This is a genomic window from Chondromyces apiculatus DSM 436, assembly GCF_000601485.1.
Lineage (GTDB): Bacteria > Myxococcota_A > Polyangia > Polyangiales > Polyangiaceae > Chondromyces > Chondromyces apiculatus.
Genome location: NZ_ASRX01000010.1, coordinates 268894 through 280845, shown reverse-complemented (window position 1 = coordinate 280845; position 11952 = coordinate 268894). Strand labels below are relative to the sequence as shown.

The 11952-nt window shown below is 69.4% G+C and carries 10 protein-coding genes and 1 pseudogene; 8 read left to right on the top strand and 3 right to left on the bottom strand.

Going from position 1 to position 11952, the window contains the following annotated elements; genetic code table 11:
- The 4 genes and pseudogenes from CAP_RS54880 to CAP_RS07805 all read left to right on the top strand — a co-directional run.
- Positions 1-1246: pseudogene (locus tag CAP_RS54880) on the top strand (hypothetical protein); the annotation flags it as partial.
- A gap of 791 nt (positions 1247-2037) precedes the next feature.
- Positions 2038-3486, top strand: a complete 1449-nt coding sequence (locus CAP_RS07815; protein WP_156040577.1) for a hypothetical protein — start codon at positions 2038-2040, stop codon at positions 3484-3486.
- Positions 3487-3710: 224 nt separating this feature from the next.
- Positions 3711-4538, top strand: coding sequence for an SDR family oxidoreductase (locus CAP_RS07810; RefSeq protein ID WP_044237880.1), 828 nt, complete (start codon positions 3711-3713; stop codon positions 4536-4538).
- Between the two features lie 133 nt (positions 4539-4671).
- Positions 4672-5802, top strand: coding sequence for a hypothetical protein (locus CAP_RS07805; RefSeq protein ID WP_044237878.1), 1131 nt, complete (start codon positions 4672-4674; stop codon positions 5800-5802).
- A 70-nt stretch (positions 5803-5872) separates the two neighbouring features.
- On the opposite strand, the gene CAP_RS07800 is transcribed toward CAP_RS07805, so the two are convergent.
- The gene (locus CAP_RS07800) at positions 5873-6580 is read right to left on the bottom strand and encodes a pirin family protein (RefSeq protein WP_044237875.1); all 708 of its coding nucleotides are present in this window, start codon (positions 6578-6580) and stop codon (positions 5873-5875) included.
- 374 nt (positions 6581-6954) lie between these two features.
- Positions 6955-7092 carry a hypothetical protein gene (locus tag CAP_RS50010; RefSeq protein ID WP_156040576.1) on the bottom strand — a complete coding sequence of 46 codons (138 nt, stop codon included), beginning with the start codon at positions 7090-7092 and terminating at the stop codon, positions 6955-6957.
- A 194-nt stretch (positions 7093-7286) separates the two neighbouring features.
- Between CAP_RS50010 and CAP_RS07795 the strand changes: the two genes are divergently transcribed.
- The 3 genes from CAP_RS07795 to CAP_RS07785 all read left to right on the top strand — a co-directional run bounded on the left by CAP_RS07795 (position 7287) and on the right by CAP_RS07785 (position 9776).
- Complete coding sequence (locus CAP_RS07795) at positions 7287-8006, top strand: histidine phosphatase family protein (protein WP_044237873.1); 720 nt, start codon at positions 7287-7289, stop codon at positions 8004-8006.
- A 124-nt stretch (positions 8007-8130) separates the two neighbouring features.
- Positions 8131-9117 (top strand): hypothetical protein, encoded by a 987-nt coding sequence (locus tag CAP_RS07790; RefSeq protein ID WP_052374459.1) that lies wholly within the window; start codon positions 8131-8133, stop codon positions 9115-9117.
- A 41-nt stretch (positions 9118-9158) separates the two neighbouring features.
- Positions 9159-9776 carry an RraA family protein gene (locus CAP_RS07785; protein WP_044238030.1) on the top strand — a complete coding sequence of 206 codons (618 nt, stop codon included), beginning with the start codon at positions 9159-9161 and terminating at the stop codon, positions 9774-9776.
- 16 nt (positions 9777-9792) lie between these two features.
- Here the strand turns inward: CAP_RS07785 and CAP_RS07780 are convergent, their stop codons facing one another.
- On the bottom strand, positions 9793-10890 hold the full coding sequence (locus CAP_RS07780) for an isopenicillin N synthase family dioxygenase (protein ID WP_044237871.1): 1098 nt from the start codon (positions 10888-10890) through the stop codon (positions 9793-9795).
- Positions 10891-11622: 732 nt separating this feature from the next.
- Here CAP_RS07780 and CAP_RS50005 point away from each other — a divergent pair.
- Complete coding sequence (locus tag CAP_RS50005; RefSeq protein ID WP_044237869.1) at positions 11623-11946, top strand: hypothetical protein; 324 nt, start codon at positions 11623-11625, stop codon at positions 11944-11946.
- Positions 11947-11952 lie beyond the last annotated feature (6 nt).

Here is an 11952-nt window from a genome sequence, read left to right as displayed (position 1 = left end):
CCCCCACGCCTCTCCCGCCCCCACCTCCGACCCCGCCCGCGGCGGCCTCCCCTTCGCCCCCCAGCCGGACCTCGCCCCCTCCTCCCTGCCGCGCCCCGACGCAGCCCTCCCCTCGGCAGTTCCGGCAGTTCCCGGAGCGCTCCCCCTCGCGAATCTCCCGCCCATCGCCCCGCCTCCCCTCGTCAGCCGCCCCCCCGCCGTCGGCCCCATCGCCCCCGCCAGCGCCGACAGCCCCTGGACCTCCGGCGGCCCCGGCATTGCCCACACCATCGGCCAGCAAGCCGCCGACGCCGCCAGCGCCCCCGCCCTCGTCCCTGCCCGGCCCCAAGGCGCCAGCGCCGGCCTCGCGGGCGCCTCCGACGCCGCCGCCTGGAGCGTCCAGCTCGGCGCCGGCCCCTCCTCCAACGAAGCCGCCCACGCCGCCGCCGCCCAGCCCGGCGCCCCCAAGCCCACGGCCCTCCACCGCCCCGCCATCGAACTCCTCTGGCTCAACCCCGCCTCCCTCCCCCGCATCCGCAAGCAACCCCAGTGGAAGGAGCTCCTCGCCACCGTCAAACCCCGCCCCGACGACGAAGACCTCGACGACGACCTCCCCCCAGCCCGCCGCCTCCCCCCCAAGGACCGCCGCGACGCCCTCGCCATCCTCACCCGCGGCGAACCCCTCGACATCGACGGCCTCGAAGCCGCCCTCCACCGCGCCCTCGAAGACCCCGACGGCTTCATCCCCCCCCTCGTCCTCGCCGAAGGCGAGCTGGAAATGCAATTCGACGAGCTGGAGACCCTCAAAGCCACCCTCGCCGCCGTCACCCCCCACCTCCCGGGCAACACGCGCTTGAAGGAGCTGATGGACCGCATCCAGGAAGCCTTCAAGACCCCCTGGATGCAGCACGCCAACGGCGTCCTGGAAGAGCTGACCACCCAGGTGCGCGACACCTTCACCCAGACGGTGAAGACGGCTGGAGCGGGCTACCTGGATGCGATGGTGGAGCGCACCCTGCTGGACGGCCGCCACTACCAGAAGCGAATGGCCTTCGGGCAGCCGAGGCTACGCGGGCTGCTCAGCGGAGGGCGGCTGGGTGGAACGGCAAGGAAGGCGGCGGTGTACCTGCCGGAGACGCTGGAGAAGGAGCTGCCGAGGTTCAGGAGGATGGGCGTGCGTCTTCTTGGCGAAATCCGGAGCCAAGGAGAGTCGGCAGACCCGAGAGTGGTAGTTCGCGCCATGGCTATAGCGAGACTGCTCTCATGAGATGAAATCCGCTCCTCGACTCGCTCTCTTTCCGACTTCCTATCAAGCACAAAACTTTATGTATTCACAGCATCGATAACTACTGCCAGCGTCTCTAACCAGGGAACCGGGACGCCTCGCGTTCGATGGGAAAAAGCTGCCTCCGAAACGCTGAACGAGCGAGACGGCGAGAGGTTCTGAGGGCCCAGAGTTGGCGTGGAAGCGAGGCCGTCTCGGCACGTGACGAAGGAGAGCGAGCTTTGGTGCGACGCAGCATCAAAGGAGGTGATGAGAGGAACTGCTGTGGCGAATGAACGCCTTGATAAAACCGATGGGCTGAACGCAATGCGCGCGTTGATCCTGCAGGGCTACTACGCCCTCCGGCGCGCGAGGTTGCCGAGAGACATCGGCACGCGCCAGATTGCGGCGTGGATAAAGGAGCACGAACCCGAAGAGTCGAGGCCGAGTGCTGCGTTGATCCAGTTGACCCTGAAGCAGGCCGGGGTGCCACACCGGCTCCCTGGACGACCTCGCAAAGGCAGCGCGGCGGGTTCGCTCACTCCACCCCCTTTTTCTCTTCAGGCGCGCGTGGCAGCTTCCAACCGGCTGCCGCGGTAGGGACGGTGCTGTGGCCGGCACTGCTTGCCGAGCCGCTCGCCCAGCTCGCGAACGAGATGAGCGCGCCGAGGGCACCGCCGTCAGAAGCGACGTCCCCTTCAGCGTCGTCTCCGACGACGCTCGTCTCAGCGCCGTCGGGAGCGACGTGCCTTGAAGCGTCGCCCGTGTCCTCGCGGTCGCCGTCGAAGGCGAGTGTGATCGAGGAGCACCTGGGGGCGCTTGTAGGGCGATTGATGAACTCTGGGGGCTGGGTCGGGGGCGAACGTCGTGCCGGAGCCGAACCGATCTGGACGGGTCGTGCTCGACCCTATGACGAGAGCACGCTGCGCAAGCACGCCCGCTACCTGGCGCGAAGCGGGGGGGCTGCGCTCGTGGCCCGCGCGGTAGAAGCGCAAGTACACCAGGCTGCAGTGGCGTGTGGGGGGAAGGTCATCGCCTACACCGACATGTTTGGTCAGGTCTACTGGACCAAGAAGCCTGCATACGCCGCTCCGATTGGCAGCCGTGGCAACCGCCTGCTCGCGGCGACCTACTTCGGCCTGACGGTTGTGCGACCCCGTGGCGGTCCGGCGCTGGCCTACCACGTCTCCTGGCACAAGCCTGCGAGCCCATTGCAGGATGCACTTGAGGTCTTGTACGCAGACAAGCCGCGCGCTGGATGGTTGAGGTCGCAGTCGCGGCACCACATCTGGGCTCGCGGTGGCAGTGGGGTCGCGACGTTGCGCTGGGCGGCCGCCCGCGCCATCCCCTCCCTGACGGTCAGCCGAGGCTCGACACACTGGACACGCTACCGGCGCGCGCCCAAGGTGCACACGCGGTCGCGGCTACCCGTCTTCGTGCGGCGCGATCGCAAGGTGGCCCGTGGCAAACCGCACCACGGTAAGGCGATGCAGAGCAAGGTGGGCGAGGAAGGGCCCGAAGAGGTGATCTTTCCCGCCCACCCTGACAAGGGGCGCGGGTCCACCAAGGCCTTGCGCTACCGCACGGGCAGGCCACTGACCAAAGCGGCGCTGCGCAAGCTCGACCGCCTGTACAAGACACGCTGGCCCTCGAACGAGAATGCGCTCAAGGCGCTGGTCGCCGTCGGCTTTGATCGCAACCTCGATCGGGGGCTTGTGACGACCACCAGTCGCGGCATCGATGGCGCGCGGACACGCCTGCAAGCGCGCGAGCAAGCACTCAGCGACGAAATCGAGGCCTTCGTGCCGACCACCCTGCCACAGACGATGCAGGCGATTCGACGCTTCGCTCGCAAGAAACGCGGATGCGATGAACAGCAGGCGCGCCGCCTCAAAGCTCCGCAGGACAAGGGAGCGCGGATGCCCACAGGCGCCGAGGGGCTGTGCAAGAACCTGATGCTGCTGATGCACAATGCCATCGCCTTGCTGCTGCTGCGTAGTCGGCTCCACCAAGTACGGACCATGAGCCTGGGGCGACTGCATGAACTGCTGCTCGGACGCAGTTTCCTCGCATGTCTGGAGGAGCGGCAGACAACGCTGTGGATCGAGCCTGTCCCCTGCGCCTCCGAACGACTCCTTCAGCAGGAACTGGTGCGCCTCCTCAACGAGGCGTCACTATCGCTGAAGGGCCGATCTCTGCTCTTCAAGCTGCGCGAACCGCACGGAGAAACGAAGGCGTTGTGAGTTTCCGGTCAGGTATCCGGTTCCCTGATAAGACAGGACGATCCTCGTGTGCGCTGACGTGCGAGCGCTGCCTGCCTGCCTGCCTGCCTGCCTGCCTGCCGACGGCAGGGCATTGTTCGAAGACGTGCACCAGGGCATCCCACGGTGGGCTGATTGTTGGCTCCGAGGGTGCTGGCTAGGTTCGCTCTGGCCACGGCGACCCGTGGAAGACAAGGGAGCGAGCGATGAAGAACACTGTCCTGATCACCGGCACCTCCTCGGGCTTCGGCAAGGCGGCCGTGAAGCACTTCGCGCGAGAGGGGTGGAACGTGGTGGCGACGATGCGAGCGCCCGCGGCGGAGACCGATCTCGTGGGGATGAAGGACGTGCTGGTCACGCGGCTCGACGTGCAGGACCGCGGCAGCATCGACGAGGCCATTGCGGCAGGCATTGCTCGGTTCGGCAAGATTGACGTGCTGGTCAACAATGCCGGGTTCAGCCTGTTCGGGGTCTTCGAGTCGATCTCGCGGGAGAAGATGCAGGAGCAGTTCGATGTGAACGTGTTCGGGGTGATGGATGTGACCCGGGCCATCCTGCCGCACTTCAGGCAGCAGAAGCTGGGGATGATCCTCAACATCAGCTCGGGGGCAGGCGTGTTCACGTTGCCGATGCTGTCGGCGTACTGCGGGAGCAAGTTTGCGCTGGAGGGGTTCTCGGAGGCGCTGCGGTACGAGCTGGCCTCGCAGAATATCGCGGTGAAGATCGTCGAGCCGGGAGGGGCCCTCGCCACGAGCTTCGGGGCGCGCAGCGGCGCGGAGGCGGCGCACAATACCTCGCTGGCGGATTACGAGGCGTTCGTTGCCCGGGCGAACGAGGCGTTCGCAGGGCTGCGGGCGAAGCGGCTGGCGACGTCGGAGGACGTGGCAGAGGTCATCTTCCGCGCGGCGACCGATGGCACGGATCAGCTCCGCTACGTGGCGACGGAGGACATCCAGCCGCTCGTCAAGGCGCGGCGGGAGACGTCCGAGGAGGCGTACATGGCGTTCATGCAGTCGCACTTCCCGACGCCGTGAGCGCGGGCTGAACCGCCCGGCCCCGCAGCCGTGCCAGCCGCCGCCTGGGGCCCGCGATCGTGTAGGAAGCGGACGCAGGGCTCCGGAAGGGGGTCGTCTGCGGGGACCAGAAGGGTGGTAGCCTCGTCTCCCGATGTCGACGGCCGACGATGCGCCAGCGCCGCGGTCGGTGGAGAGCCTCTTCCAGGGCGCCTCCAGCGATCCGGAGGCGGCGTTGTGGGCCCACGCCTTCGGCACCGACCTCCGGGCGGCGTGGCAGGACGCGCCTCGGGCAGGGTGGCTGATGTGGATGGCCGCGGCCTGCAAGGTCGACAAGCGCGCGTACATGGCCGCGGGGCTCCGCTGCGCCGAGGAGGTCCTGAAGCGACTCGCCGAGATCCCGGAGGAGGTCCGGATCGCGCACCGCGTCCTGAGCGCCTGGGCGGGCGGGATGGTCTCCGAGGTGGAGGCGCGCAAGACGTTCGCGCAGGTGAACGCGCTCGCGTCTGGTCTCGCCGGTCGCCAGGGAGATCCGCCGAACCCGGAGAGGGCCCGACGGCGCCGCCTCAGCGCCGGGGTGCGCTGCGTTGCGCGGGCGGTGGAGGATGGGCTCGGAGAATTCAGCGCGATCGGTGCATTCACCTGGCCCACTGCGGGCTACCTCGCCAGGCATGCGGTCGAAGATGCCGGTGTCGACCTCGCGGCCTTCGACCGTGCTGGTTGCGACGCCGTGCGCAGCACCCTCGCGCCCTGGGAGCCGCCGCCCACGCTGCCCGCGCAGCAGTCCGCGCCGCCGCCTCCCTGCTACGTGGAGGTGACGTTCACGGACGCCGCGGCGTGGGCTCTCCTCGCGCGGACCTGGAATGACGTGGGGCACCGCAAGTCGCGGGGCAAGCTCCACCCGGAGGCGCAGTTCTGGGCGAGGCTCGCCCTGAGACCCCGTGAGGAGTCGCTCGGGTCCCTGGGTTACCAGCTCTACCAGGGCGAATACCGTCTCGAGAAAGCCGTGCAGCTCTCGGCGAGCAGCGGTCAACTCCGCTTCACGCCACTCGCCTTTCCCTACGGAGGCACAGGTCCGATCCGCGCCATGGCCGAGCTCTATGGCTGCCGCGTCAGCGTGGTGGACGATGGCCTGGGACCCGTGGAGAGGGTCCCGGCTCAGGCTCAAGCTGCGGAAGGGGCGGCTGAGAGCGGTCAGGCCAGAGAGGGCGGGGCCGAGAAGGGTCAGGCTGGGAAAGAGCCGGCTGAAGAAGCCCAGGGGAGGGCCGGGGGCCGGGACAGGTAGGCGAGGGCCTGGGGGCCCTCGATCGCGCATCGGCCCCCCAGGCCCTCGGGCCGCGGTGAGGGCAGGCGCCTCAGGCAAGGTCGAACACCAGCACCTCACCGCTCTCACCGCCCTCGACGCCTTCCACGCGGACGGCCGCCTCCTCGGTGATCGCGGCGCCGTCGCCAGCCACGAGGTCGCGGCCGTTCACGCGGACCTTGCCGCGCACCACGTGGACCCAGGCGTTTCGGCCCTTGTTCAGGCGGAGCTCTGCCGCCTCGCCGGCGTCGAAAAGGCCGGCGTAGACAACGGCGTCGGTCCGCACGGAGACGCTGCCGTCACGGCCATCTGGGGAGGCCACGACGCGCAGGCGCCCCTGCTTTTCCTCCCGCGAAAAGGCCTTCTGCTCGTACCGGGGCGGCGTCCCCTGCTCGGAGGGGATGAGCCAGATCTGCAGGAAGTGCACGAGCTCGCTCTTCGAGGCGTTGAACTCGCTGTGCGTCACGCCGTTGCCGGCGCTCATGAGCTGCACCTCGCCGGGGCGGATCACCGAGCCGGTACCCATGGAGTCGCGGTGCTGGAGCGCGCCCTCGATGACGTACGAGATGATCTCCATGTTCCGGTGCGGGTGGGTGCCGAAGCCCTGGCCTTCGCGCACCCGGTCCTCGTTGATGACCCGGAGCGAACGGAAGCCCATGTGCTTCGGGTCCTGGTAACCCGCGAAAGAGAAGGTGTGGTACGAGTCGAGCCAGCCGTGGTTTGCGTGGCCCCGTTCCTCTGCAGCGCGCATCGTGATCATGGTTCACTCCGTGAGTTTCTTCGGGTTCCGTCGGTCGCTTCCGACACGATGAAGGATGCGTCGCGCGCTGCGTTTCGAGAATGGGCATTGCGTTGACGATGATCATCGCCGGGGGAGATGGGTGGCCAGGCGCCACGCCACACGAGGTGGGCCGTGTACACGCCGCGCAGACCCCGCGCAGGAGGCTGGCGGAAGCGGGGGCTGACGAGAGCGTGAAGAGGGCTGACGAGAGCTGACGAGAGCGTGAAGAGGGCTGGCGGGAGGGGTGAGCCGCGCGTTGCGCTTGGCCGCCGTCACCTCATGCCGAGGTCTCGGTCAGCCTGATTGCAGGGGCATCCACCCGCTCGGCGCCTGCGATGGCGCGGACGGAGGGGCTACTTGCCCTTCTTGGCGGGTGCGGTCGCGGCGCCCGTGGTCGGCGTACGCGCGACAGTGGTGGCCTTCTTCTGGTCCTTGCTCGCCTTGTCCTGCTTCTTCTGTTTGTCTTTGGACTTGGGAGACTTGTCACCCATGGGACACCGCCTTTGGTTTGCGCGACGAAGCGCCGCGCGTCTCTCGACCGTAGCACCCGAAGTACCGTCGCGATGGACTTCCTTGGGCCAAGGCGAAGATAGTCTCCCGGACAGGGTGGCACCCTGGCGCGGACAGTGCGCCGCCAGGAGCCGGTGAGCATGTCGGCGCTCAGGGGGCCGAACGAGGTGCAGCGATGACGACGCGGGTGTTCCTGGTGCGACACGGGGCGACGGTGCTCACGGCAGAGGACAGGTTTGCCGGAGAGACCGAGGTGGCGCTGTCCGAGGAGGGGCTATCGCAGGCGCGGAAGCTGGGAGAGCGGCTCGCGGGTGAACCGCTTCGGGCGGCGTACGCGAGCCCGATGGGGCGCTGCATGGAGACGGCGCGGCTCGTGGCAGCGGAGCACCGGCTGCATGTGCAGGTGCGGGCGGAGCTGCGGGAGATCTCCCACGGGCGGTGGGAGCAGCAGACCCGGCGCGAGGTGGAGGAGCGCTACCCCGAGGAATACGCGAAGTGGGAGCAGGACCCGTACACGTTCGCGCCCGAGGGCGGCGAGACAGGGCTATGCGTGACGGCGCGCGCGTTGCCGGCGCTGCTCGCCATCGTGGACGCCCACCCGGGGGAGCACGTGCTGGTGGTGTCGCACAAGGCCACCATCCGGCTGCTGATCAGCGCGGTGCTGGGGATCGAGCCGCGCTCCTACCGGGACCGGCTGGATCAAGGCCCGGCGGCGCTGAACATCCTCGACTTCAAGGGGCCGACCCGCGGACGGCTGACGCTGTTCAACGACACGTCGCATTACGCGCGCGCGGCGTCAGAGATCCCGGCACTTCCCTCGGGGCGGCTGTCGAAGTGGTGGGATCCGCCGGGAGGGGGGTCGAACCAGGGAACGGGCGGGGAGACGAGCGGCTGACGAGGGCGTCCCTGCGGGGTGGCTCGGGGGGTGCGCTCATCGGGACACGCCCGGTGGCTTCCCGGCCACAGGTGCCCACGCAGGAAGGACGGAGAAAAGCCGCTCCTGCGCCGGGGCATGGGGCATGCTGTGCAACGAGGCCATGCTGCGCTCCTCCCTCGCCGCCCTCCGCCCGGACCTCTGCGCGTTCCATCTCGTCTTCGCCGCGTCGGCGCTGGTCGCCGGTTGCACGGCGAGCCCGCGGCCGCTTCCTCCGGTGGCGGCGACCACCGTGGTCCTGGCGACCCCCATCGCGGCGCCGCCGCTGGCCGAGGAGCCCGACGCCCGCGTCTTCCTGGTCTGGGGTCGCGGGGCAGATGGCGCGGTGAAGACCTACCGGGTCAACGCGGCCGGTGAGGCGCTCGGGGAGGAAGAGGGGGTGACCATCGCCACGCCGCAAGGCGAGTGGCGCTGGGAGATGGAGGCGGTCGCGCTGGACACCGGGTCCTGCGATCCCGACATCGTCGACAAGGAGCGAGGCCAGGGCAGCGCCACCCGCGCCGAGGTTGCCCTGCGCGGCGGGGAGATGCGCGCACTGGTGGTGGCTCCGCGGGGAGATTTCGATGGAGCCAACGAGATCGACCACTCGGTGAGCCTGCTGGCGAGCGTGGGGCCGTACCTGTTCATCCAGGAGCGAACTTACATGTATGCATGTGGAGCGCACGGGTCCACGGCGGCAGCGTTCCTGGTCTGGAACATCGAGCGCGCAGCTCCCGTCGATCTGCTGGAGGAGTTGTCCGAGGTGCAGCGCCTCCAGCAAGAGGGCCGCGCCGCGCTCGACGAGGAGAGCACCGACTTCCCGATGGAGAATGGGGAGACCGAGCTCCCCGAGCTCGTCCAGATCACGCCCGCGTACAGCCCCGAAGGACGGCTGCGCTTCGACGCGCAGCTCACGCGAGCCGCGTGCTACGCCTGCAGCGACGGGATGTGGTCCTCGTACTCGCGCTCCGCGGTGGTGCCGAGTGGATGGTCCTCGGCGCGCTTCACGGCATGGTCGTCCCGGCCCACGGGTGTGGCCAGGTTCGTGGCGCAGCGGCAGGGGTTCGAGCTGGGTGGGTGGTCGGCGCGCTGATGGCGTGTCACGGCATCCATCGGATTGGAGAGGAGACCTCGATGGATGTGGATGCTTTCATCAGGCTGAGTCCGACGACCTTCGGAGACGTGCTCACGCGCGATCGGGTGATGGATCACGGGCTCCGGCCGCTCTGGCAGCCCATGCCGCGCCTGGCGGGGCCCGCATATCCGGTGGCGTGCCCGGCTGGCGACAACCTGATGCTCCACGTCGCGCTGCACCGCGCGCCGCCAGGGAGCGTGGTGGTGGTGAAGGCGGGGGACTGCGACTTCGCCATGGCGGGCGGCAACGTGTGCGCCTACGCCAAGCAGCGCGGCATCGCGGGCTTCGTGGTCGACGGGGTGATCCGTGACCTCGCCGAGGTGCGGGCGCTCGGGTTCCCGGTGTTCGCGCGCGGGGTGATCCCGATCCCGGCGCCCCGCAGCAAGCCCGGCATCCAGAATGCGCCGGTGGTGTGCGGCGGCGTGAACGTGGAGCCGGGAGACATCGTGGTGGCCGACGAGGAGGGCATCGTGGTGGTGCCCCACGGTCAGGCGCAAGAAGTGCTACGGAACGCCGAGGCGAGAGCCGAGAAGGATGCCGCGCAGACGCTCGACGCCTGGGTGACGGCCCACAAGGCCAGGGTCGAGGAGGCGCTGAAGAAGCTCGTCCTCCCCTGAGGTTGCGAGGCGCGCGTCAGGCGCTGGCGGCCTCGGCGCGCATCCGGTTGAGGCGGTCGTAGTGGCGGTAGCCGAGCTGGTCGAGGGCACTCGGGGGGGCGAGGCCGATGTCGACCAGGGTCTTGATGTCGTAGGTGCCGGCGAGCACGGGCGGGGCGTAGCTACGGATGGCGGCGGGCGTGCGCAGGGGCGGGAGCGGGAAGAGCAGCGTGCTCGTGTGCACGTGCATGAAGTGCGCGGCCGACTGGCGCTGCCAGCCGGGGACGCCGGGCGCGGTGATGACGTGGGGCGTCGCGAGGAAGGTGCCGCCCGTGAGAATCTCGAGCTGCTGCCCCACCTGGGCCACGATGCACCCGGGGGGCGCGGCCCCCTGCACCAGCTTTCCGCTGGGCTCGGAGGGAGTCGCGCGCGTGCGGAGGTAGAGACCGCTCCTGGCATCGGGCTGTGGCGCAGGGCGGCCTTCGGGGTCGAGGAAGCGGCCGCCGGGGAGGAGGGTGAGGAGGTTGAAGTCGGTGTGCTCCTCGCCCCAGAGGATGCCAGTGTTCACCTGGGAGGGGCCGAGGGGCAGGTACTGCAGGGCGCGGGTGACGTGCGGGGCCCGGTCGCAAAGCGCGGTGAAGGCGGTGGGGGGGAGGCCGAGGGCCACGGCGGCGCCGCGCAGGAGGCTCAGGCCCGCGTCGTGAAGGGAGCGGCCCAGGGTGAGGAGGCCTTCTTGAAAATAGGGCGGGGCGTCGTCGGGCCAGATGTTGTCGGGGTAGATCTGCGGGAACTCGACGCGCGAGTCCTCGTCGGTGGGCAAAGGCGCCGCGAAGTAGCACTCCTTGAAGTCCGGCTGGCCATTGCCGGCGACGGCGACCTCGGTGTTGGGCGGGGTCCAGCCGCGCTGGTACCAGAGGTCGGCGCGGCCGTAGGGGCGCTTCGCATCGAGGGGGCGGGCGACGAAGGCGCGGAAGGCGTCGTAGAAGCGGGTGAGGGCGTCGGCGTCGACGCCATGGTTCTTCAGGTAGACGAGGCCGAAGGTGCCGAAGGCGTGACGGATGGCCTCGGCGCTCCGGGCGAGGCGGGCCGGGTCGTTGGAGGAGAGATCAGTAAGGTCGACGGTGGGAATGTTCATGGGCTGTTCGCGGTGGCGGCCCCTGTAGCTGCCTCGCCCCTGCGTCGCAATGCGTCAGGGAGGCGATCCCGTGGGGGCGTGATCTTGCCCACGCGGACTCCGGCAGAGCTGGGTGGACATCGGGGTGGTGTGCAGAGAGATGCAGGGGGCGAATGCGCGTTCGCGACCTGTGCGAACGTCGTCCCGCGCAGGGGTGTTCGCGCCACACGCCGCCGAGGATGGTGAGGACACTGCTCACCGTCAGCTCCCCTCCCGGCTGATCGAGCGTATCCAGCAGGATCCACGGGTGGCGCTACCGCCCTACGCAGTGTCGAAAGATTCGACGGTCCAGTGGCGTTCGGATTGCTCCGGTCAACGCCGAGAGAGGTCTCGGCAATGTCCCCGTACAAGCACTCCCCTGCCCTGCAGACGCCTGCCCTGCGGATTCCTGCGTTGCTGGCTGGCGCCACGTTGATGAGCGCGGTGGTATTCGCGCCCCGCGCATCGAGCGCGGAGCCCACGACCGTGGCGCAGGTAGCGCCAGCCGCCGCGTCTTCACCTGCACCCACGGCATCGCCACCGTCAGGGCCCGACGTGGCGGTGCCTGCGCCTGTCACGCGCCCTCCGGAGGCGTCAACAGGCCAGGCAGGAGCGGCTCCCGCGGGAGCGCCACCTCCTCCGGGGTACTGGGTTCCTCATGGGTACGGGGTGCCCCCGTGGGCGTATCCTCCGCCTCCGGGCCAGGGAGCCTGGGTGGGTGCGCCGTACGAGAAGGTTGCCCCGCCGCTCCGCTTCGACAGCGCAGCCGAGATCCCACCGGAGGACACGGGTGAGTTCGCGCCGGCGGAGCGCAGGGTGAACACGGGAAAGGCGGGGAAAATTCTGGTCGGCGTGGGGCTCGGTATCGCGGCGTTGAGTGGATTGATGGCGGCGGTCGGGGCGGCGGGGATGCAGCGTGGAGGGGGGGACGTGAGAGCGTACGGAGAGGCCCTCACCATGGTCGGCGTCGGGGGCATGGCGCTCGGAGGTGTCAGCGTCGTGGTGGGCATCCCGCTCTGGGTAGCCTCGCCGCGCTGAAGGCGT